Source organism: Paenibacillus sp. 2TAB19, from assembly GCF_052115185.1.
GTDB lineage: Bacteria > Bacillota > Bacilli > Paenibacillales > Paenibacillaceae > Pristimantibacillus.
This window is the reverse complement of the sequence record NZ_JBFRGE010000006.1, coordinates 16,745-40,519: the sequence shown is the minus strand read 5'-3', so window position 1 is coordinate 40,519 and position 23,775 is coordinate 16,745. Positions and strand designations below refer to the sequence as shown.

The window sequence follows — 23,775 nt, the reverse complement described above, 5'->3', positions numbered from 1 at the left end:
GAGGGGAATAGGTATAGAAAATATACCTATCGCCCATGAAAGTGAGTTGGACAAGCTGCGGTCTCAGCGGACTGCATCAGTACTTCAACTTCAGTATGTTGCGCTCGGTGATGAAGGTTGAGGTGTTGAACAGCAGCAGGACATCCTCGATGCCGTTCTGTTCCATGTAGTCGGCGATGCTGCCGTTGTAGTAACGGATGTCGATGACATGGATTTCGGAAACATGCTGCGTCAGGAAAGGCAGCATGCTGTGCGCGTACGAATCTTTGATCACGAGCAGTTTCTCTTTATCTGCATAGGCTGGATCAATATTCGTTGTCAGCGTCATAAGCGCGTGGACGCCGCCTTGGAAGTAAGAATATTTGTCCTTCTTCTCCAAGTAACTGGCGTCGTACATGCTATCGAACGTCTCTTCTGAATCGGCCACGTACATTTGCGTAGACGCCTCATTGAGCGGTTTATACACCTGGATCGAGTCCGGCTTCAGGCCGCTGAATTGGCTGCGCGTATGGTAGCTTCCGAGAAAATCGCCCGTGACGGTCTCGATGCGGAATTCGGATTCAGGCAGCGGTGCCCAGCCCATCTGTTCCGCATATGCCGCATAGGCCAAGTAGGCACCGTATGAGGTCCAGTGGTGATCCGTCCGGTAATAGATCGGTTTCTCGTCGGCAGCATGCGGCTTTAGAATGTCAAAGCCGTTCATGAAATGTAAGCTGTCAGCGAGCTGCTTCTCAATGTAGCCGTTAACGATCGTCTGCGGGTACGCTTCAGCGAGCCATGGCAGTCTCTTTCCGTAGATGCCAACAGAGCCCGGAGCAAGCAGAAAGGACATATCCGCTTCCGGATGAGCTTTGGCGAAAGCGGCTACGGCATCGGTCAACTGCTTGATTTGCTCGAAGTCAGGTTTGTCGAACTTCTCGAATAAGTAGCCGTCCTTGCCTTTGTATATGCCGTTGTTTTCCTGCTGCAGACGAAGCTGCTCCATTGCAGATTTGACGGATACCCAATTATCCCTGTACGGAAAATGGTCGGTGATGTAGCTCTCCGTCTGCTCCGAAAACTTCTTGTTCCAAATATTGTCCCAAGTAAGCTCAGGCTTGCCCTGCAAACTCCGATTCTCCATGTCGGAGAAAGCTTGCATCGGCAGGGAGAWGAACAGGACCGACATGACGAGCAAGCTGCCGGTGAACCCCCATACGTATGCGGCATTTGTCTTCTTCATTGCTGTAACAACTCCTAGAAGCGGAAATATAAAAACGGATTAAACGTTGCATCGACCAAATAAGCGACGGACAAGAAAAATAAAATGCCGTGCCAGACGAGGCGAACGCCACCGCCGCTGCTGCTTTCTCTTTTTCTTGCAGGCAGCGATGCTGCGACTAGCAGTATCAATAAGATCGCATTCGTGTACAACAAGTACAAGCTGTTGTTATCCAACAGCGGCTGCCCGCCCGCGCCGACCATCGCGGCGAAATAAGCACCCATCTCCCCTAAATCCTCGAAAGCGAAGAACACCCATCCGATTAGGATCAATACAAGCGCGTACGTATGCCGAACCCAGGCAGGTACGCGTTGCAATAACCGCAGTCCGATCCATTTTTCGAAAATAAGCACGACTCCGAAATAAAGACCCCACAGCAGGAAGTTCCAGCTTGCGCCATGCCAGATACCCGTCAGCAGCCATACGATCATGATGTTGCGAAGCTGCTTCCAAATGCCGTGGCGATTGCCGCCAAGCGGGATGTACACGTAATCGCGGAACCAGGTGCTGAGCGAGATATGCCAGCGCCGCCAAAAGTCGGTAATACTTGTCGCCGTATACGGCTTGTTAAAGTTCTCGTTGAAGCGGAAGCCGAACATAAGGCCGAGTCCGATCGCCATATCGGAATAACCGCTAAAGTCGAAGTAGATCTGGAACGCAAAGGCGATAATGCCGATCCAAGCGGTTAAGGCGGGCAGCGAGCCTGGACTGCTGCTTGAGATGCCGTCCCAGAGCAGGCCGATATTGTTCGCCAGCAGCACCTTCTTGGCAAGACCGATGATGAACCGTTGAACGCCTTCAGCGAACATGTCCATCGTGACGGTACGATGCTTCAACTGCTCGGCGACCGTCTTGTAATGAACGATCGGGCCAGCCACCAGTTGCGGGAATAGAGCAACGAATGTGCCGAAGTCGAGCCAGTTGCGCTGCGCTTTCGCCGTGCCTCGGTAGATGTCGATGATATAGGACATCGATTGGAACGTATAGAACGAAATGCCGATCGGCAGCGGCAGGTCAGTCGGCGGAATGCTCGTACCCAGCAATGCGTTGACATTATGAATCAGAAAGTCGGCGTATTTGAAAAAGCCGAGCAGCGCCAGGTTGATAATGATCGAGAATACGACGATGCCTTTGCGCTTGCCTGCGCTCATATTCGGCCTGCTTAGCAGCAGGCCGAAGCAGTAGTCGGTGACCGTCGACAGCAGCATGATCGCAATGTAGATCGGCTCGCCCCATGCGTAGAAGATAAGGCTTGCGGCGAACAGAACTAAATTTTTGATGCGCCATGGCGAGCTGAAGTAGAGCAGCAGTACCGCAGGCAGAAAGATAAATAGGAATAATAGGCTGCTAAATACCATAACGGTTATTTTTGAGCGAAGAAGGTTTCGTATTCAGCTGTTAGCTTATCTACATCCGCGCTATCGGCAATCACGAAGAAGATGTAGTTGCCTTTCGTGATCAGCTTATAGTTTTTGGCATTCTCGTATTGGTCTGGGAGATAAGTCTCGAATTGCTTCTGTACGTCGCCGGCACGTTTCTTGATTGCTTCCTCTACCGTTGCAACATCCTTAGCATCCTTCACTTTAATAATCGCAATTTCGTTCGTTTTCACATTCATCATCGGCGTCATTATCGTGAATTGGTCAAGCAATGCAGCGTCGAGGTAATACAATTGCGTCAGCATGTCGCCTTGCAGCTCCATAAGTGCCGGTTGCTCGACCTTCGCCAGCAATGCATCCATCATTTCTTTCGTCGTTTGCGTCGGTTCAACGACTTTCTCTTCTTGCTGTATGTTGTTGCCCGATCCATCATTCGCGCCGTTGTTATTGCCTCCGTTGCCGCCTGAGCAAGCAGTAAGCATAAGTCCTAATACGATCGTGAGCAGCAGTGCCATGTACATTTTTTTCATGTGTGTAATCTCCTTGTTGTCTGTTTTTTTGAATTTCATATAGCCTCAAACGAGCAAGGTTCGACAATTGTTGCAATGAAATTTTTGGGAAGGTATGCAATTATTTTGGCTTAGGGGTTGAGAAACGATACCCGGCAAGGGTTTATTGCGATTTGAAACACGGACCGAATTGTATGAGCTATGCCTTAAGCGAAGATTGAAAATTGTAAAACCTTAGCAGGAAAATAGATATTTTTGGAGAATTTATACCAAGATTTTCTATGAAGATGTTGGGAGGGTGCGTCCGGTTCAAAATTATGCTCAAAGCTCTCTGCACATCAAAGAGGCAGCTCCGCAGGAAGAAGTTTTTCGATTTCAAGTGTACGCGAGTACGAGACTTGAGGAGTTCTCTGCTTTGAACTGGGAGACATCACAGTTGGAAACTTTTTTACGTATGCAGTTCGAAATGCAGCAACAGTCTTATAAGACGAATTATCCCGAGTCGAGTTATCAGATTATACTGGTTGACGATCAACCTGTAGGTCACATGCTGGTGGCGGAGCAGGTAGAACGGATGGTATTGGTCGATATCGCGCTGCTGCCGGACTTTCGCGGTGGCGGAATCGGTACGGCATTCATCGAGAAGCTGCAGCGGGAAGCCGGAAGATCGGGCAAAACGATTGTCCTTCATGTCGTGGCGACAAGTGCAGCTAGGCGACTGTATGAGAGATTAGGGTTTCGCGCGACAGGTGACAACGGCTTTCAGCTTGAAATGCAGTGGGAGCAGTCAAAATTTTAACGAGGAGATGAAGGAATGGCTGAACCGTATTTAGGTGAAATTCGCATGTTTGCGGGTGCTTATGCTCCTGTAGGGTGGGCGCTTTGTGATGGCTCTCTAATAAGAATTTCTGACAATGAGGCTTTGTATACCCTTCTTGGCACGACATATGGCGGGGACGGTCAAACGACGTTTGCGTTGCCGGACTTGAGAGGCCGTGTTCCGATTCATAAAAGCAACACGACTCCTATTGGCCTCATTGGCGGAACGGAACAAGTCACGTTGACGCAGACTCAGCTTCCGTTACATACGCATGATGTCATCGGCTCTTCAAATACCGGCGAAGCTTCATCGCCGGCGAATGCGGTGTGGGCCGCCTCTCCGTTGAAAACGTATTCGGACGGCCTTGCTCCGCCTCCATTGCCCCCTATCAATAAAGTGCCGATGAGCGGCCGGGCGATTGGCGTTGCAGGCGGCAATTTGCCGCACGATAATATGATGCCGTCCTTAACGATTACTTATATTATTGCGCTGTACGGCATTTTTCCGCAACCGAACTAGCAGCTTTTAATCAACTACTTTTCGTATGAAGGAGGAATTTAATAATGGGAGAGCAATTTCTTGGCGAGATTCGCTTGTTTCCGATCKGGTTTGCTCCAAAAGGCTGGGCCTATTGCGAAGGGCAAACGTACTCGATCGCCAGCAACTCGGCGTTGTTTTCGTTGCTCGGAGTGACATATGGTGGAAATGGAACAACGACGTTCAATCTTCCCGATTTACGGGGGCGCGTACCGATAGGTTTCAACCTTGATCCCGGTAAAGGTACGGTTTATATGCAGGGTCAGACGGCGGGAGAGGCGGCGCACACGCTGACTGTTAATGAAATGCCAGCCCATAATCATGGGGTGAGCGCCTCATCGAACGATAAAAATTTATTAAACGCACCTACTAATAACGTGTGGGCTGCAGTAACAAGCCCTTATACAACCGGGACGGGAGCACCCGTGGCGATGAATCGCGAGGCGCTTGGGAGCTCGGGCGGCAGTCAGCCTCATAACAACATGCAGCCGTATTTGGCCATGGCTTTTTGTATTGCAACAACGGGAATTTACCCAAGTCGAAGCTAAAAGGGGCGATAAGAGATGGCAGATGCGTATGTAGGTGAGATTCGTTTGTTTGCAGGGAGCTTTGCTCCGAAAGACTGGGCGTTCTGCAACGGACAGATTATGAATATAGCTCAAAATACAACGCTATATTCCATTATAGGCAGTAGATATGGCGGAGACGGACAGAGGACTTTTGCTTTGCCTAACTTGGCGGGAACTGCTCCGATGGGGCAAGGACATGGTCCGGGATTAACCCCACGCGATGTCGGGGAACCGGTAGGGTCTGCAAACGTGACGCTTCTCAGCACGGAAATGCCCGCGCATATTCACATACCGACGGCCGTTACCAATGTAGGCAATTCAGAAAGTCCGGCCAACAGCTATTGGGGGGAGCTTTCTCCTGCAGGAAGGCCCCCTGTAGCAAGGCCTCTTTATGATGCAACGACTAATGTGTCGATGTCTCCGCAGGCTATAGGCGTGACTGGCGGCTCGGGGGCGCACAACAACATGCAGCCGTATTTGGTTTTGAACTACATCATTTGTTTGAGTGGCATTTTTCCGCAGCGGCCTTAATAGGGACTTGGTGTTAAAAAATGTAAGTTGCAGGAGGATTAGATATGAAACGAATCGCTAGCATAACTCGTGATAGCGATAGCGGCGTTCCTATGCGCCGGCAGCCTATGGCTGTCGCGCGCATTTTTTTGTCGCTGTTGTTAGCTTTATCGATGATCTTTCAAGTCGTACCTCGCATAGCCGATGCGGCGGCGGCAGACGGGACCTATGATTTTAGCGGGCTTTCCTTGACGGATGGGAGCGGAGGAACAGGCTTCAGGACGATTGGCAACGGCCTATTCGTCGTTAGCAACGGTTTTGGGCAAGATGGAACTAAGATATGGTCCGAAAATCAACAAGATTTAGGCACAACGGGAACTTTGACGATTAAAGCAGAAGGCGGGGTCTTGAACAAGACGTTTACGTTTCAAAATCTCGGCATTAGTGCTTACGATGACTCAGGACTGAGCTTGGAGTCCATTTCCGTTACCTTGTATAACAGCAGCGGGGGGTTAATAACGACAATCTCTAGCGGTACGGGGAGAAACATTCCTTTGACCACTAATACGGTTCAGCTTGGATCGCTGCTGAATAGCGGCAGTACCTACAATGTTGCGAATGTTGCTTYTTTGACGATTTCCTGGCATTTTAACAATGATGCATTTACTGCACCTTCGAGTTTAAATTTTGATAATATTACGATTGCTAACGTGCAAGCTGCTACGCCAGCGTGGACGGCTACAGCTTCTGCAGCGACGGCAACGCCTACGGTTGGCGTAGACGACGCGATTACGCTGACGGTGAAAGACTCGACCGGCATTACGGATACGAGCTTTACAGGAGCGCGCAACGTGACGGTGTCGGGCTATACGGCAGCGCCGGACGGTTCATACGGAAGCTTTAAAGGCACGGCGCTTACGGCATCGTCTACTACGGTTAGCGTAAATTTTGTGAACGGCGTTGCCACGTCGAACCTCCAACTGAACAAAGCGTCGGCACAGACGGTAGCCTTTAGTATAGCGGGCGTGAATACGCCTGCGACGAATACGGTGAGCATAACGCCTATGGCGGGAAGTGCGGCTTCGATGACAGTGACGACGAACGTCGCCGCGCCAGCCAGCAATGGCGGTTCGTTCGCGCAGCAGCCGGCAATTACGCTTCGAGATACGTTCGGTAACACGAGCGTGGGCGATAACTCGACCACTGTGACGGTATCGAAGTCCGATGCAGGCTCGTGGACGCTGACAGGTACGGCGACGCGGACGGCGGCTTCCGGCGTCGTGACGTTCAGCGGCCTAGGCGCTACGAATGCGGCGGCGGTAACCGGTGCGCAGCTCGCCTTTAATGCGAGCGGGCTAACGCAAGTGCTGAGTTCGGCAGTGAACCTGCCTGCTCCGACGGGGGCGTGGACGGCTACTTCTTCGGCAGCGACGGGTACCCCTGCAGTTGGAGCGAATGACGCGATAACGCTGACGGTCAAAAACTCGGTCGGCAACAAGGATACGACTTTTACCGGAGCGCATAACGTGACGGTGTCGGGTTATACGGCAGCGCCAGATGGCTCATTCGGCAGCTTTAACGGTACGGCGCTAACAACATCGCCGAATACGATAAGCGTGAACTTTACGAACGGCGTAGCAACGCCGAACCTGCAACTGAACAAAGCGTCGTCACAGACGATCGGTTTTAGCATAGCGGGTGTGAGTACGCCTGCGACGAATACGGTCAGCCTAACGCCTGCGGCGGGAAGTGCGGCTTCGATGGAAGTGACGACGAACGTCACCGCGCCGCCTAGCAATGGGGGTTCGTTCGCGCAGCAGCCGGTCATTACGCTTCGCGATGCGTTCGGCAACACGAGCGTAGGCGACAGCACGACTGTTGTAACGACATCGAAGTCCGATGGAGGCGCGTGGACGTTGACGGGAACGGCGACGCGCACGGCGGCCAACGGCGTTGTGACGTTCAGCAGCCTTGGCGCTGCGAACGTGGCGGCGGTAACAGGCGCGCAGCTCGCTTTCGATGCGAGCGGTCTGACGCAAGTACTGAGCGGCACGGTGAACTTACCTGCTCCGGCAGGGGCATGGACAGTTAGCGCGGCAGCCGCCACATTAACACCGGATGTCGGAGTTGATGATGCCGTTACGTTGACGGTGAAAGATGCGCTGGGCAACACGGATACAAGCTTTAGCGGTGCGCATAACGTGACCGTGTCAGGCTATACGGCGGCGCCGGACGGCTCATACGGCAGCTTCAACGGTACGGCACTTACGGCATCTCCGAATACGATAAGCGTTACTTTTACGAACGGCGCAGCAATGGGGAACTTGCGATTGAACAAAGCGGCATCGCAGGCGATCGGCTTCAGCGTGGCTGGCGTAAATACGCCTGCGGCGAATACGGTGAGCATAACGCCTGTAGCGGGAAGCGCGGCTTCGATGGCAGTGACGACGAACGTCACCGCGCCGTCCAGCAATGGCGGTACGTTCGCACAGCAACCGGTCATTACGCTTCGCGATGCGTTCGGCAACACGAGCGTAAGCGACAGCACGACTGCTGTAACGGCATCGAAGTTTGATGGAGGCACGTGGACGCTGATAGGAACGCTGACGCGCACAGCGACTTCCGGCGTTGTAACGTTCAGCGATCTTGGCGCTACGAACGTGGCGGCGGTAACCGGTGCGCTGCTCGCCTTTAATACGGTTGGTCTTACGCAAGTGTCGAGCGGGACGGTGAACTTGCCTGCTCCGGCGGGAGCTTGGACGGCTAGTGCAGCAGCCGCTACATTAACACCCGTTGCCGGCGCTGACGACGCGATAACGCTTACGGTCAAAAACTCGCTCGGCAACACGGATACGAGCTTTACTGGAGCGCATAATGTGACCGTGTCCGGCTATACGGCAGCACCTGATGGATCATACGGCAGCTTCAACGGTACGGCGCTGACGGCATCTCCGAACACGATAAGCGTTACGTTTACGAACGGCGCAGCAACGGTGAACTTGCGATTGAACAAAGCGGCATCGCAGACGATCGGCTTCAGCGTAGCGGGATTAAATACGCCTGCGGCTAACACGCTGACTATTGTGCCGGCAATCGGGATCACTGCGATGGTGCTTACGACGGATGTCACTGCACCGTCCAGCAATGGCGGGATGTTCGCACAGCAGCCGGTCATTACGCTTCGCGATGCGTTCGGCAATATTGATGTGAACGACAACACCACTTCAGTAACGGTATCGAAGGCTGATGCCAATACGTGGACGTTAACGGGAACCAAAACAGTGTCAGCGGTCGCTGGTGTAGTGGCGTTTAGCGGCCTTGGCGCTACGAACGCGGCGACGGTGACAGGCGCGCAGCTTACGTTTGATGCGAGCGGGCTTACGCAGGTGCTGAGCGGCATGGTGAACTTGCCTGCTCCGGCAGGGGCATGGACGGCTAGTGCAGCAGCCGCTACATTAACACCCGTTGTCGGCGCTGACGACGCGATAACGCTGACGGTCAAAAACTCGCTCGGCAACACGGATACGAGCTTTGCTGGAGCGCATAATGTGACCGTGTCCGGCTATACGGCAGCACCTGATGGTTCATACGGCAGTTTCAACGGTACGGCGCTGACCGCATCTCCGAACACGATAAGCGTTACGTTTACGAACGGCGCAGCAACGGTGAACTTGCGATTGAACAAAGCGGCGTCGCAGACGATCGGCTTCAACGTAGCGGGCGTAAATACGCCTGCTACGAATACGCTGACGATTGAGCCGGCAGCTGGCGACGCAGCTTCGATGGCAGTGACGACGAACGTCAACGCACCGTCCAGCAATGGCGGCTCGTTCGCTCAGCAGCCGGTCATTACGCTTATCGATGCGTTCGGCAATACGAGCGTAGGCGACAGCACGACTGTTGTATCGGCAGTGAAAGCTGATGGAGGCACATGGACGCTGACAGGAACGCTGTCTCGTACAGCAGATTCCGGTGTTGTGACGTTCACAGACCTTGGCGCTACGAACGAGGCGGCGGTAACGGATGCGCAGCTTGCGTTCGACGCGAGCGGGCTGACGCAAGTGCTGAGCGGCACGGTGAACTTGCCTGCTCCGGCGGGGGCGTGGACGGCAAGTGCAGCAGCCGCTACATTAACACCGAATGTCGGTGATGATGATGTAATAACGTTAACGGTGAAAGATGAGCTCGGCAACACGGATACGAGCTTTACCGGAGTACACAGCGTAATTGTATCCGGCTACTTGGCAGCACCAGACGGTACGTACGGCAGCTTTAACGGTACGGCGCTTATGGCATCTCCGAATACGATAAGCGTGAACTTTACGAACGGTGTTGCAACAATAAGCTTGCAATTGAACAAAGCGGCGTCGCAGACGATCGGCTTTAGCGTGGCAGGCGTAAATACGCCTGCGGCGAATACGCTGACTATTGTGCCAGCAATTGGGATAACTTCGATGGTGCTGACGACGGGTGTTGCTGCACCATCCAGCAATGGCGGGATGTTCGCGCAGCAGCCGGTCATTACGCTTCGCGATGCATTCGGCAATGTTGACGTGAACGACAATACCACTTCGGTAACGGTATCGAAGGCTGATGCCAATACGTGGACGTTAACGGGAACAAAAACCGAAACAGCGGTCGCTGGGGTCGTGACGTTTAGCGGTCTTGGCGCAACGAACGCAGCGGCGGTAACAGGCGCACAGCTTGCGTTTGACGCGAGTGGGCTTACGCAAGTGCTGAGCAGCACGGTGAACTTGCCTGCTCCGGCGGGAGCGTGGACGGCAAGTGCGGCAGCCGCTACATTAACACCGGATGTCGGTGTTGATGATGTGATTACGTTGACGGTGAAGGATGAGCTCGGCAATACGGATACGAGCTATACGGGAGTACACGACGTGACGGTGTCCGGCTACACGGAAGCGCCTGACGGCACGTACGGCAGCTTTAACGGTACGGCGCTGACGGCATCGCCGAATGCGATAAGCGTTACTTTTACGAACGGCGTTGCCACGGTGAACTTGCAATTGAACAAAGCGGCGTCGCAGACGATCGGCTTCAGCGTGGCGGGCGTGAACACTTCCGCGACGAATACGTTGACTGTGACGCCTGCTGCTGGAAGCGCAGTCTCGATGATGCTGACGACGAACATTGTCGCGCCTTCGACTAATGGCGGCAAGTTTGCGCAGCAGCCGGTCGTGAAGCTGTTCGACGCCTATGGCAATATTAGTGTAAACGACCACAGCACGAGCGTGACGGCGTCGAAGAAAGACGGCGRCAGCTGGTCGCTATCAGGAACGGCAACGAAAACGGCTAGCGCAGGTATCGTTGCGTTTACGAATCTGGCCGCAGCTAATGCGGCTGCAGTGAACGGGGCGCAGCTCGCTTTTAATGCGAGCGGACTGACAGAGATCGTCAGCTCCGCCGTGAACTTGCCGACACGCAGACATTCAGGAGGTTCATCCGGAGAAGGGACTTCTGAACCCGATACAGGAGCGGAAGTGTTGGTCAACGGCAAGCCGATTGCCGCCGGTAAGATTACAACAACGACTGTGAATGGGAAGATCGTAACGACCCTGGTTGTCGATCAGTCAGCGCTTGACAGCAGACTGGAAGCGGAAGGGCCACGTGCAGTTATTACGATTATGATTAGTTCACAATCCGATGTTATTATCGCAGAGCTTAACGGTCAGATGATCAAAAAAATAGAACAGAAGCAAGGCATTTTAAAAATTGTCACCAAGCGTGCCGGCTATGAGATCGATTCTAAACAAATCAACATGGATGCGATTGCCGGTCAACTCGGAGGGAAGAAAGATCTTCAAGACATCAAAATTCAAATTGAAATCGGCATACCGACAGATGACGTTTTGAAAGTCGTGGAACGTTCGGCAGTTGAACGAAAATTTGTCATTGTCGTGCCGCCGCTTGAGTTTCTGGTGCGTGCCATTTATGGCAACCAAACCGTGGAAATCTCCAAGTTCAGCGGCTATGTGGAACGTACCATTGCAATTCCGGAAGGCGTCGATCCGAAGAAAATTACGACCGGTATCGTCATTGACCCGGATGGCAATGTTCGTCATGTGCCGACCAAAATTGTTTTCATGGACGGCATGTACTATGCCGTAATCAAGAGTATGACGAACAGCGTTTATTCCATCGTCTGGCATCCGGTGGAATTCTCGGACGTCTCCGCGCATTGGGCCCAAGCAGCGATCAACGATATGGGCTCGCGTATGATCGCCCAGGGAACGAGCAACGGCCTGTTTAATCCTGATCAAGATGTTACACGTGCTGAGTTTGTCGCTATTCTCGTTCGCGGACTGGGGTTAAAGCTGGAGGACGGAAACCGTTCGTTCTCGGATGTCCACGCTTCGGATTGGTATAGTTCTGCCGTACAAACCGCGGTTTCGTACGGTCTGATCAGCGGATATAACGATGGTCGATTCCATCCGATGGACAACATTACACGGGAGCAAGCGATGACGATTATTGCGAAAGCGATGACGCTCAGCGGACTGAAGGAGAAGCTTAAACCTGTCGATGCAGCCGATCTTTTACGTGCATTTACAGATGCGGATAACGTGGCCAAATGGGCACAAGAGAGCATTTCCGAATGCTTGCAAGCAGGAATTGTGTCCGGGCGAACAGGGAATAAGCTTGCTCCTCAGGGGACTTTGACACGAGCAGAGGCTGCTATAATGGTTCAAAAGCTTTTGCAAAAGTCCGAGCTGATTTAATTCTCGCAGGCTCGAAATAATTATAAGCAAAGCCCGCCTAATTGTAGGCGGGCTTTGCTGTTATTCTCTTTCCACCCTGCCACAGACCAGCTACGCGGAGCTATATGTCCGGTCCTCCGCGCTGAAGTCAACGAGCTTGCAACGGCCTTCGAAGGTCAGCTTGTCCAAATAAGCGGCAACGGCAATGTAGATATCCGGCTTGCCGGAAGACATTCGCTTATCGCTCACCAGTTTCTGCTCGATCAGAAATTCGGATACGGAACGGGCGCTTATTCGGCCCCGATGGAGCGCGTCGTCGATGATGCGCTGCGAGGAAGCGCCTAACCGGAAGAGGTTGGCGTTCGAAGGCTCGGTTACAGGAACGTAGCCTGGTGCTGCTGCAGGCGCAGTCGCGGGCGGCGCCGCGGGTGTTGGTTCATCCTCGAACAGATCGAACAAGAACATGCCTTGACCTTGTTCATCCGCCATGAAGCTAGAATCTTCAGGCGGCTGTTCAGGCAAGGGAGCAGGTTCTTCCAGGGCAACGGATGAGTCGTAGTCGTAGTCAGTGCCGAACGGTTGTCTGTAACCGGCGCTTGTTTCTCGCGGCAGCGCAGCAATACGTTCCAGCCTATCCTGCTTCTCTGACTCCCGCAACTTGGTGCGAAGCCGAATCAGCTGTCGTCCAAGCAGCGGCAGTTTCACCCGCATATGAGCCTCAATGTCCGGCGGCACGACGAGCTCTTCCGGGAAGGGCAAATAGACTTGATGCTCGATCCGCCAGCCGTCCCGATATTTGCTGAGCACCTCGTTCATCTCGCCGTCCAGCACGTCGAACCCTTTTAGAATCGCGCTTACCGCCTTGGCATCAATGCCCGTATGGAGCTGCAGATGCTCGATGCCGAAGTAACGGATTGTATTCGTCGGCACATGGAGCACCTTGTGCTGATAGCGCAGCGATCTGCCGCATTCGCATTTGGTCTCGGGCGATACTTCGCCGCTGTCGGTGAAACCTTGGTAGTCCCATTCTTCTATAAAGGCTTGAATTTCCTCGAATTTGGCATCATCGGGAATGAATTGGACTTTAACACGGGCTAATTGCCTGGCGAACAATGTCCTTCTGCCCCTCACGAGCTCGTGATGGATGAATTGCCGCTGCTCCTCGGTTAACTGGGCCATAATCACATCGCGCTGCTCAATCGTTAATTCGTAGTTCATCGCCCTCGTTGCCCCCTTCCTCGTAAAATAATTGTCGGATATGTGCTTAGTCTCTCCATCCATTATATAATAAGGGTTGGCACAGCAATCAAGAGGGTTGCCGCTGTGAGAGGAGATGGATAAGAGATGTCAGGGTCAAAAGTGAAGGTAGAGGCGCCGAAATTGCCTGCAGCGCTGGAGTCTAGAACGATCGATGCTTATGAGCTATGCGATGAATATGCGATCAGCGATTGCGTCGTTCGGGATTGCGAAGTGGAGAATCAGACCGGCTATCGGATCTGTTTTGATCGTATCTTATTTCAAAATGTCGCGTTCCGAGGAACGAGTCTGCCGAAGTCGGAATGGACGGACGTCCGATTCGATAATTGCGACTTGTCGAACATCGATTTGAACGGGGCTATTATGCATAGAGTGACTTTTCATGAATGCAAGCTGCTCGGTATGGATTTGACCGAAGCGACGCTGCGCAACGTCTTGTTCGATGAGTGTTACGGGGATTACGCGGTGCTGCGTTTCTCGAATACGAAGCAGGTGAAGTTTGAGAAGTGCTCGCTTGCCAAAGCGGATTTGTCCAATATGACGCATGCTCAAACCTCGCTCCACGAATGCAATATTGATGGTGTGCAATTCGCCCAAACGAAGCTTCGCGGCGTTGATCTCAGCAACTGCGATTTTGCAAGCTTGAGCGTGAATATAGAAGATTTGCAAGGCTGTATGATTTCGCCGCTTCAAGCGTCGTCGTTCGCGACCATGTTCGGTTTAGTTGTGAATGAGGACTAGAAAGCTTACAATACAAAGAAAAAGACGGGGATATTTACGAATATGCTTGAGATGAAGGGCCTGTCTTACATATAATGATTAAAGCTAATAAAGTTGACGTTGCACTATGATGTAGGAGGATATAGACAGATGGAATATGTAAGCACGAGGGGCAAGATTGGGAAAATCGGCTTTTTGGACGCGTTCCTGATGGGACTTGCCGATGACGGAGGTTTGCTCGTACCTAGCGAGATCCCGGTAGTTCCCGCGAGCACGCTTGAACAATGGGAGAAGCTCAGCTACCAAGAGCTGGTACTTGCTATTTTCTCTTATTACACGAATGAAGAAATTCCAGAGCAGGACTTGAAGGAAATGGTGTACGCCAGCTACGCGACGTTCCGCGATCCGGAAGTGACGCCGGTGCGCAAGCTGTCGGACGAGCTGTACTTGCTGGAGCTATTCCACGGTCCGACATTCGCGTTCAAGGATATTGCATTGCAATTCATGGGTCAGCTGTACACGTACGTGTCCCGCAAGCAGGGCAAGAAGATTCACATTCTCGGCGCGACATCCGGCGACACGGGGGCATCGGCGATCGAGGGCGTGAAGGGCAAGGAAGGCATCAAAATTTGTATCCTTCACCCGCATGGCAAAGTGAGCAAGGTGCAAGAGCTGCAAATGACGACGGTATTGGACAGCAACGTGCTGAACTTGTCGGTTGAAGGCAACTTCGACGATTGCCAAGGCATGATCAAGGAGCTGTTCGCCGATCTGGACTTCAAAGCGAACAACCATTTGGCGGCGATCAACTCGATCAACTTCATTCGGATTATGGCGCAGATTGTTTACTACTTCTACGCTTACTTCCAAGTGAAGAAGGAGACGGGTGCAGCCGTTGTGAACTTCAGCGTGCCGACGGGCAACTTCGGCGATATTTTTGCAGGTTACGTGGCGAAGCGGATGGGCCTGCCGGTAGGCAAGCTGATCTTGGCGACGAACGAAAACAATATTTTGGAGCGTTTCGTGCTGGAAGGCGTGTACAAGCCGGGCGACTTCCGAATGACATACAGCCCGTCGATGGACATCCAAGTGGCAAGCAACTTCGAGCGCTACTTGTATTATGTGCTGGGCGAGGATTCGGCGGCGATCGGCGAGCTGATGAACCAGTTCAAGTCGGAAGGGCAAATCGTCATTACCGGCGATGCGCTTGCCAAGGTGCAATCGGAGTTCGGCGCGCACGGCGTGCAAGGACAGGAATGCCTCGACACGATCTCGAAGTACAAAGCGGAAACAGATTACCTGCTTGATCCGCACTCGGCATGCGGCGTTGCTGCGGCCAACAAATACAGCGGTGACGGCTTGGTAACGATATCGCTGGCGACTGCGCATCCTGCGAAGTTCGACGAGGCGATCCGTCTCTGCGGCATCGAGCAGCAATATCCGGAGCAGATCTCGGCATTGTTCGAGAAGGAGCAGCGTCAGACTCGGGTCGAGGGCTCGCTGCCGGACGTTGTTGGCGAACTGGTTAAATTCTATAACGCATAAGTAGGCTGTCCCAACGGCAAGTTAGAGAATGGATTTCATCCAACCAAACAGGCCAAAGAACGCGAAATCAACAGTTTGATTGGATTTCGTACAGGCTAATGATGGCGTTTTGGAGGAAATGAGTAATTTGGGTCGATTAGATTGGAGATTTTCCAGTCAAAAGTCAATGATTCGTCGAAAGGAGCTGTTTGGCTGGACAAATTCCAATCAAAACAGCGAGTTTGGTTTAGCAGGGCATAAATGTGAAAGCCGCTACGTGGGGAGGAATTCCTGCGTAGCGGTTTTTTTGCGCTGCTCTCTTTTTTTGTGTAACCATTCAAAACAATAATTAAGTATCTAATAACAATCAAAATATATTGTAAAACAATAAATAATGTGTTAAATTCAATATCAGGATATTGAAAGGAGGTGTGTTTGATGAAACGAGGTTCTACCTTTTTCCTGAAGGGGGTTGTCGTGCTACTTGGCCTTGGGGCACTTGCGGTATGCATCTTCTTGTTGCCGTGGATTGCGAGCGGAGATGCGGAAGCCCACCCGGAGGACAGTTATTTGCAATATCCGTTTTTGGTTTGTTCGTATTTATTGTCTGTCCCGTTTTTTGCAGCATTGGTTCAGACGTTGCAGCTTTTAAGCTGCATTGACCGGGGTTATGCCTTCTCGGAATCATCGGTTAGAGCTTTGAGGACGATCAAGCGTTGCGGCATTACGATAAGTGTCTTTATAACGCTCGGCGTGTTGTTCGTCGTTATATTCATAGACGATGACATTACGCACATCATTACGCTGGGAGCGCTGTCCATTTTTGCTTCAAGCGTCATTGCGTCCTTTGCTGCGCTTCTGCAGAAGGTTCTGCGAGATGTCATAAGGATCAAAATAGAAAATGACCTAACGGTCTGAAGTGAATAAAATTGACAATAAGCGAGGGGCTTTTTTATGGAACGGGGAACGACACTATTTTTGAAAGCGGCTGTTATCGTTATTGGTCTCCCAATACTTGCTTTATGCATATTCGTGGTGCCGGAGATAGCGAACTACTTAGTAGAAATGTATCCGGATCATTCTTATTTGCAATATCTTGTTTACATCGTTTTTTATGGAGCGGCGATCCCGTTTTACGTTGCCCTGTATCAAGCATTTAAGCTTTTGAACTATATCGACAAGAACAATGCTTTCTCGGAACTATCCGTACGCGTATTAAAAAATATCAAATACTGCGCGATTATCATCAGCTGTATTTTCGTGTTAGGTTTGCCGCTCTTCTATCTGTTTGCGGAGAAGGACGACGCGCCTGGCGTCATCTTGGTCGGAATGGTCTTGATTTTTGCCTCGCTGGTGATTGCCGTATTTGCCGCTGTTCTCCAAAAGCTCTTGAAAGAAGCTATCGATATCAAATCAGAAAACGACCTGACGGTCTGAGGTGAATGATATGGGGATTATTATTAATATAGACGTGATGCTGGCTAAGCGGAAAATGAGCGTGACCGAGCTTGCCGAGCGGGTTGGAATTACGATGGCTAACCTTTCTATACTGAAAAACGGAAAGGCAAAAGCGATTCGGATCTCCACTTTAGAGGCGATTTGCAAAGCTTTGGATTGTCAGCCGGGGGATGTTTTAGAATACAGAAGCGACGAAGACAGTACGATTTGATTTCAACTATAAATAAAAAACGAAGCAGCCTGGTCTCAGCGAGAATGGGCTGCTTCTTCATGTTCTTGCTCTTGTTCTTGATTCCATAACAGGCGCATCTCCTGCGAGTGTGCGAGCAGCTCGGACAAAGTTCCTTCCGCCTCGACGCTGCCGTCCTTAAGGACGATAATATGGTCGGCGCGCTGAAGTGCGGCTCTTCGGTGGGAGACGATGAGGCAGGCCGCATGCGGCGTATGGGCAACGCGCCCCCATAACAGCTGCTCGGTCGCCACATCGAGCGCGCTCGACAGGTCGTCGAAGACGAGCAGCACCGGCTCGCGGATGAACATGCGGGCCGCTGCCGTGCGCTGCGCTTGACCGCCGGACAGCTTCACGCCTCGTTGGCCGATCATGGTGTCTAGCCCGTGCTCCAGGCTTGGAATATCCTGATCGAGCACGGCCGTATGGATAGCGCGCTCGCGTTTATTCTCGTTCGCGGCGGGCAATCCAAGTAATATATTAGTGAGCAGCGTCTCGCTGAACAGATTCGGAACCTGCGACGTATAGGCGCTTCGCGGCGGAACGAAGAAGGAAGCGGGATCCGTGACGATATGTCCGTTCCAGCGAATGTCGCCAGCCTCAAGCGGCAGAAGTCCGAGTATGGAGCGGAGCAGCGTTGTTTTGCCAGAGCCGATGCGCCCTGTAATGACGGTAATGCCGCCTCGTCGCAGCTCCAAGCTAATGTCGTCGATGCCTCTGCCGGAATCCGGGTAGCGGTAGCTAACATGGCTTACCGTTAATGACTGGAATGGAGCATCGCCGTCTATTCGACCATTAGCAATGTCGATTGGCACGGCGGACTCTTCCGACCATTCCCCCCCTAAGAGCAGGGGACGATGCTCCGTCAGTGAGTCGGAAGAAGCGCCTTGCAGCAATGCGTACATTCGTTTGAACGATACGCCTGTCTGCTGCAGGTGCGACAGGAAGTTGCCGAAGAACGACGTAAAGTCCGTTACGAACGCCAAGTAATAGATGAATAAGGCGAAGTCGCCGACCGTCAGCTCGGAGCGCTGTAACGAAGCTGCTCCAAGCAGAAGGATGAGTCCTGTTCCAACATTGACGATGTTGGAGAAGACGGAAGCGAGCAAGGAGCTGAACAGCCGGTCTTTCAATGCAGCTTGCCTGCGTTTCAGGTTCAGGTCGCGGAAACGTTCGATGAATCGCTCTTCTGCTCCCGCGAGCTGAATCGCCTGCACGGAGCCGAACATTTCGCCGACATGTCCCGATACCCTGCTCGTCGCCTCGCGGCTTTCCGCGCGGTAAGCCTGCACCCGTTTCGTTGCGATCTGAGTGACCGAGACGATAAGAATGATCGGAAGGAAGACGTAGCAGGTAATCATGGCATCGACACGGAGCAGAAGGACAATAGCGGCTGCTGCAAAGACGATTTTGCCGATGAGATCAAGCGTCCAGCTAATGGCATCCTCGGCTTGCCCGGCGTCGTCGCGGAATTGGGAGAGCGCCTCGCCCGGCGAACCGGGAATCGCCGCTGCTGCCGGTTGCTTCAAAATCTGGCGCAGCATATTCGTGCGGAGCAGTGCCCCCATATGGAAGCGATGGAGCGAATCGGTCCAAGCGCCGCCGTATATATTGACGATCCGGGCGACGGATATGGCCATCAACAGCGCTGCCAAGCCATAAGCGCTCAAGGTCCATGTAGACTGGCCGGTCAGTTTATCGAAAAACTGCTGTATAATTAACCCCGGAAATAGCGGGAATAAGTGAACGCCAATCCATAAAACCGCGTTTGCCGTATAGAGAACCGGGCGATAGCGAATGAGCCGCCACATCGACTGCAGCGTCGAAGGTTGGATGTTGTTGCCGTTCTTTTTCATACTTCTATTCATGTTCATGCAAGCACCTCCTCGGTCCCCGTTCTTAATAGTTGATAGAGGCGCGAGCTGTTGTCTGCCGCGAGCTCGGTACGCGATCCGGCTTCAACAACCGTTCCCGCATCCAGGATGAGGATGTCGTCAGCGCGCTTTATCGTTGCGAGCCGGTGGGCGATAATGATGGCCGTTCGTCCGGCGAGCAGCTTATCGATGGCTCTTTCCATATGCGATTCCGTCGCGGGATCAAGCCTGGATGAAGCTTCATCCAGAATGACGAGGCTTGGATCGGCTAGAAATGCGCGGGCGAACGCAAGCAGCTGCGCTTCTCCGGCCGAGAGACCGCTGCCGCCCGAAGCGAGCGTCGTATCGAGCCCGTTCTCAAGGGATGCCAGCCATGAAGCTAAGCCTAGATCGGTCAACACCTCGATGAGGCGAGCATCCGGGATGGAAGAGTCATATAAAGTGAGATTGTCGCGGACAGTCGCTTGGAATAATTGAATATTTTGCGAGACCATGGCGATCTTGCCGCGGAGCTGAGACAGGGCTACTTCTCTGACGTCCTCGCCGCCGATGCGCACAGTGCCTTCCGTTGCGTCGTAGAATCGTACAAGCAGGCGGGCAAGCGTGCTTTTGCCGCTTCCCGTTCTCCCTAACAGGCCGAGCACTCGGCCTGGAGCAAGCTCGAAGCTGACATTGCGCAGCACGGATGCAGCGCTGGTCTCGCTGCTGTCTTGCCCTCTGTAGTTGAAGCTGACGTCCTCGAACTTAACGGCCAGCGCGCCGTCTGCCATCTGCGATGGCGAGTGCTTTTCCACGAGTGCAGACTTCGTCGCGAACAACTGGCTGACCCTAACAATGCTGGCGTCCGCACGCTGCAGATCCTGAATTTGCGTCCGGATTTGCTCCAACGGATGGTTTAGTAGCTCCGTATAAGTGAACACCAAATAAATCGTTCCGAGCRTCATGGCATCGGTAGCCCACAAATAACCGCAGTAAATAAGGGCAAGGGAACGGCTAAGCGCGAATACGAAAATGGTCGATACCCACATCGTGTAGCCGCCGAAGCTTGCTTTCATATGGATTGGAAGCAGCTTGCGCAAAATGCCGTGAAAGCGGCGCATGACGAAAGAGCTTGCGCCGTTCGCGCGGGTGTCCTCGGTGCCTGCCATATGCTCGCCAAGGAAACCGTACATTTCGGCATAGGCCTCGCTCGACTTGACCCAAGCGGACGAGAACGAGGAACGGATTCGCTGCAGCACGATAACGGCGGCTATGACGAAGAGCGTCATGCCCAGCCCAAGTATCCAATCTTCAAGGAACATCATGACTAGCACGCCTGATATGAGCAGTACATTGGCAGATAAAGAAAATACGAAGCTGGAGAAAAAGTTGGACAGCTCGTTCACGTCGCCGTCTATCCGCTGAATCATTTCGCCGCTCGTTCTTTCCTTATGGAACGACTGGTCGAGATGAAGGCAATGCTTAGCAAGATCGCCCCGCAGCGCGTTCGTCGCCGTCCAGCCGACCTGTTCGCCCACGTATCCGGAGCAGACAGTAACGAGCTGATAGAGAAGAGCAAGCACGATGAATAGGACCGCGCCGCCGATGAGGCTGCCGAGCGAGACGCCCGGCTTCGTCGCGTCGTCGATGAATTGGCGCATAATTTGGGGATTCCAGAGCTGCAGGCCGATTCCGGCTATAAGCAATAGCGCGAGTGCTGCCAGCTTACCGCGTTCATGCCGCAAGTAGGAGCTGAGCAAGCGCCAATATTGTTTGATAGGTATGTTCAACGTGATTTCCTCCAAAGAAGACAAATTCATCCAATATATGTTCTAATAGTAGGGGGAGACCAATGGAAGGCGCAAGGTAAAAGTTAAATATAAAGTTTAATCTACATACCCTAGCGGAACGATGCCGAAGAGGTGATAAAATGGATCATTTGTTGCAGCAGGCGGAGGCTGTGCTTATCCAGCATAAGCAGGAGCATGTGCTTCATGTCATGAAAAGTTTGGATACGCCGAAGCGTGAGCGATTGTGCGAGCAAGTGCTTCGCGCGGATTTGGATCGGTTGAAAAAAATAGTGAACCAGCATCGCGCTTCCGATAACGATGACATGGGAATGATTGCTCCAATCGCCTATAAAGAATGGGACAGCTTTGGCGAAGCGGAGCGCGATGACTATATACAGCTAGGCTTGGAGCAATTACAGAATGGCAAAATAGCCGCTCTCGTCGTAGCGGGCGGACATGGCAGCAGGTTAGGCCATGACGGTCCAAAAGGAACAATCGACATCGGGCTGCCCTCAGGCAAGTCGCTGTTCGAGCTGCAAGCGGATCGGCTGGCGGAACTCTCGCGCAGGACAGGCGTCACTATTCCCTGGTATATCATGACAAGTCCCGATAATGATGCGGAGACGAGAGCTTTTTTCGAAGAAGCGGGATTTTTTGGTTATCCGAAGCAGGATTGCTGCTTCTTCCAGCAGCACACGATGCCGGCGGTTGATTACAGCGGCAAGCTGCTGTTCTCGTCGGAGTCTGAGCTGAACTTCGCGCCGAGCGGCAACGGAGAATGCTTCTCTTCCCTGCGAAGCTCGGGGGCGCTTGAAGATATGAAGCGGCGGGGCATTCAATGGGTGTTTTATTATAACGTCGATAACGCGCTTATCCAGATCGCTGATCCGGCTTTCATCGGGGTAGTGGTTGCCGGTGGGCATCCGATCGCGACCAAAGTTGTGGAGAGGACGAATCCCGACGAGAAGATCGGCATTCTATGCATGAGGAATGGCAGACCTGCGGTCGTCGAGTATACCGAAGTTCCGCAAGCCATGCTCGAATCGCGAGAGCTGGACGGCAGTCTTACGTATCATTTAGGCAACATTTCAATTCATTTGTTCCGGCTAGATTTCATAGAGAAGCATGCCGATACCGACCTTCCCTACCATGTCGCGAAGAAGAAAATCGACTATGTCGATGCGGAAGGGCGTTATGTGGAGCCAACCGAGCCTAACGCTTATAAGCTGGAGCGGTTTATATTCGATTTCTTCCCGATGTCGGACGGAATGACGGTGTTGAAGGCAGGGAGGGAAGGGGAGTTCGCGCCTGTCAAAAACAAAGAGGGCGAGGATAGCCCGGCGAGCGCGAGAGAGCTCGTTCTTCGGGCACAGGCGGCGGTGGAGGCGCAGCGTGGTGCCAGCTCCTTGGCTTCGGAGCTGACGTTCGTGAACGGCCCTTATTTGCAATGGCCGACCGAGCGCGGCATGACGATGATGTGGGAGACGTCGCAGCCGGCGAGCGGAAAGCTTGAGATCTATGCAGCGAATCGGATTCATAGCGGGGAGCGGGGCAATTACGTGCTCCATGATCACCCTATGATGACCGTGCATAGCGAAGAAGGATCGCATCGACGGATTCAGCGGCTTACCGTGGATGGTTTGACGCCGGGAACGACTTATTTCTATAAGGCGTATGCGGATAGTGCCGAGGGGAGGAGCGTGGAGGAAGGGCCGCATCCGTTCCGCATAGCTGCGCCGGGCGGCGTTCCTTTCTCGTTCGTCGTGACGAGCGAGACGGGAGGTTATCATTATTTTGACCAGAGCGGTGGAGATATTAATAGGTCGCTGTTCAGTCAAATGAGCAAGTATCGGCCCGACTTTGCTCTATTCGTCGGCGATATGGTGGACGATGGACGCAGGCAGGAGGACTGGCATACGTACTTGTTCGGGCCGGGAAAGGAATTGCTTGCAGCGACACCGTTCTATAGCTGCTTAGGCAATCATGAGTATCAAAGCTCGTGGTTTTACGATTATTCCGCTTATCCGCATCCGGGCAATTATTACTCTTTCAACTATGGAGATGCCCATTTCATAGCGCTGGACAGCACCGATTTCATTAAGGATGACTTTTATCCGGATGGTGATGGATCGATTGGCCCCGGCCATGCGCAATACGATTTTTTGGAGCGTGATTTGCAGGCAGCTGCAGAGAATAAGGCTTTGAAATGGCGGATCGTGTTCATCCATTACTCGCCTTTCGTATCGGGAGGTTATGAGGTGGAGGCGTTGCGGAAGCTCGCGCCGGTCATGGAGAAGTACGGCGTCGATGTCGTATTCAGCTCGCATACGATCGTGTACGAGCGAAGCCATCCGCTGCGGGAAGGGAAGCTGGATTTCGACAACGGGATTGTCTATGTCGTGGCCGGAGGAGCGGGCGCCATGCCGAGCTGGCAGCTCCCGAAGCGGGAATGGCATACGTCGCAGTCGCTCGCCGTACCGCATTTTGTACAGGTGACGGCGGCAGGCGACTGCCTGGATCTTCGAGCAATCGATATCGAAGGCAGGCTGTTCGACACGCTTAAGATCAGGAAGGGGAGCGGCGGGGCGAAGCAGTTCATATAGTAGAGCTACTGAGTCAGCGGCAGAAGCAGCCGCGAGCAGT

At 52.8% G+C, this 23,775-nt stretch carries 17 protein-coding genes; 11 read left to right on the top strand and 6 right to left on the bottom strand.

Features of this window, described 5'->3' with window-relative positions:
- Positions 1-76: 76 nt before the first annotated feature.
- The 3 genes from AB4Z33_RS04125 to AB4Z33_RS04115 are packed head-to-tail and all read right to left on the bottom strand — an operon-like array spanning position 77 to position 3,170.
- Entirely contained in the window at positions 77-1,222 is a 1,146-nt protein-coding gene (locus tag AB4Z33_RS04125; RefSeq protein ID WP_442048697.1) for a DHHW family protein, read from the bottom strand.
- 14 nt (positions 1,223-1,236) lie between these two features.
- On the bottom strand, positions 1,237-2,619 hold the full coding sequence (locus AB4Z33_RS04120) for an MBOAT family O-acyltransferase (protein ID WP_442048696.1): 1,383 nt from the start codon (positions 2,617-2,619) through the stop codon (positions 1,237-1,239).
- Between the two features lie 5 nt (positions 2,620-2,624).
- Positions 2,625-3,170 carry a DUF4358 domain-containing protein gene (locus tag AB4Z33_RS04115; protein ID WP_442048695.1) on the bottom strand — a complete coding sequence of 182 codons (546 nt, stop codon included), beginning with the start codon at positions 3,168-3,170 and terminating at the stop codon, positions 2,625-2,627.
- A 415-nt stretch (positions 3,171-3,585) separates the two neighbouring features.
- Here AB4Z33_RS04115 and AB4Z33_RS04110 point away from each other — a divergent pair, with 415 nt between their 5' ends.
- Genes AB4Z33_RS04110 through AB4Z33_RS04090 form a run of 5 tightly spaced genes read left to right on the top strand, consistent with a single transcriptional unit; the run spans position 3,586 to position 12,322 of the window.
- On the top strand, positions 3,586-3,948 hold the full coding sequence (locus tag AB4Z33_RS04110; RefSeq protein ID WP_442048694.1) for a GNAT family N-acetyltransferase: 363 nt from the start codon (positions 3,586-3,588) through the stop codon (positions 3,946-3,948).
- A gap of 15 nt (positions 3,949-3,963) precedes the next feature.
- Positions 3,964-4,488, top strand: a complete 525-nt coding sequence (locus AB4Z33_RS04105; RefSeq protein WP_442048693.1) for a phage tail protein — start codon at positions 3,964-3,966, stop codon at positions 4,486-4,488.
- A 44-nt stretch (positions 4,489-4,532) separates the two neighbouring features.
- Positions 4,533-5,054: a phage tail protein gene (locus AB4Z33_RS04100; RefSeq protein ID WP_442048692.1), complete on the top strand. Its 522-nt coding sequence runs from the start codon at positions 4,533-4,535 to the stop codon at positions 5,052-5,054.
- 15 nt (positions 5,055-5,069) lie between these two features.
- On the top strand, positions 5,070-5,606 hold the full coding sequence (locus AB4Z33_RS04095) for a phage tail protein (RefSeq protein ID WP_442048691.1): 537 nt from the start codon (positions 5,070-5,072) through the stop codon (positions 5,604-5,606).
- A gap of 44 nt (positions 5,607-5,650) precedes the next feature.
- A complete protein-coding gene (locus AB4Z33_RS04090) occupies positions 5,651-12,322 on the top strand; it encodes an S-layer homology domain-containing protein (RefSeq protein WP_442048690.1) in 6,672 nt (2,223 codons plus the stop codon).
- 90 nt (positions 12,323-12,412) lie between these two features.
- Here the strand turns inward: AB4Z33_RS04090 and AB4Z33_RS04085 are convergent, their stop codons facing one another.
- Positions 12,413-13,519: a DUF3895 domain-containing protein gene (locus AB4Z33_RS04085; protein ID WP_442048689.1), complete on the bottom strand. Its 1,107-nt coding sequence runs from the start codon at positions 13,517-13,519 to the stop codon at positions 12,413-12,415.
- 126 nt (positions 13,520-13,645) lie between these two features.
- On the opposite strand from AB4Z33_RS04085, the gene AB4Z33_RS04080 reads away from it, so the two are divergent.
- From AB4Z33_RS04080 to AB4Z33_RS04060, 5 genes are all read left to right on the top strand, one after another.
- Complete coding sequence (locus tag AB4Z33_RS04080; RefSeq protein WP_442048688.1) at positions 13,646-14,299, top strand: pentapeptide repeat-containing protein; 654 nt, start codon at positions 13,646-13,648, stop codon at positions 14,297-14,299.
- 129 nt (positions 14,300-14,428) lie between these two features.
- Complete coding sequence (thrC, locus tag AB4Z33_RS04075; RefSeq protein WP_442048687.1) at positions 14,429-15,823, top strand: threonine synthase; 1,395 nt, start codon at positions 14,429-14,431, stop codon at positions 15,821-15,823.
- 417 nt (positions 15,824-16,240) lie between these two features.
- The gene (locus AB4Z33_RS04070; RefSeq protein ID WP_442048686.1) at positions 16,241-16,720 is read left to right on the top strand and encodes a DUF2975 domain-containing protein; all 480 of its coding nucleotides are present in this window, start codon (positions 16,241-16,243) and stop codon (positions 16,718-16,720) included.
- A gap of 36 nt (positions 16,721-16,756) precedes the next feature.
- Positions 16,757-17,239: a DUF2975 domain-containing protein gene (locus tag AB4Z33_RS04065; protein WP_442048685.1), complete on the top strand. Its 483-nt coding sequence runs from the start codon at positions 16,757-16,759 to the stop codon at positions 17,237-17,239.
- Between the two features lie 10 nt (positions 17,240-17,249).
- Entirely contained in the window at positions 17,250-17,471 is a 222-nt protein-coding gene (locus tag AB4Z33_RS04060) for a helix-turn-helix domain-containing protein (RefSeq protein ID WP_442048684.1), read from the top strand.
- Between the two features lie 35 nt (positions 17,472-17,506).
- Here the strand turns inward: AB4Z33_RS04060 and AB4Z33_RS04055 are convergent, their stop codons facing one another.
- Together AB4Z33_RS04055 and AB4Z33_RS04050 are read right to left on the bottom strand one after the other, a co-directional pair.
- Positions 17,507-19,363: an ABC transporter ATP-binding protein gene (locus tag AB4Z33_RS04055; RefSeq protein WP_442048683.1), complete on the bottom strand. Its 1,857-nt coding sequence runs from the start codon at positions 19,361-19,363 to the stop codon at positions 17,507-17,509.
- On the bottom strand, positions 19,360-21,132 hold the full coding sequence (locus AB4Z33_RS04050) for an ABC transporter ATP-binding protein (protein WP_442048682.1): 1,773 nt from the start codon (positions 21,130-21,132) through the stop codon (positions 19,360-19,362). Before AB4Z33_RS04050 ends, AB4Z33_RS04055 begins: the two co-directional genes overlap by 4 nt.
- 140 nt (positions 21,133-21,272) lie before the next feature.
- Between AB4Z33_RS04050 and AB4Z33_RS04045 the strand changes: the two genes are divergently transcribed.
- Positions 21,273-23,735: a UTP--glucose-1-phosphate uridylyltransferase gene (locus AB4Z33_RS04045; protein ID WP_442048681.1), complete on the top strand. Its 2,463-nt coding sequence runs from the start codon at positions 21,273-21,275 to the stop codon at positions 23,733-23,735.
- Positions 23,736-23,775 lie beyond the last annotated feature (40 nt).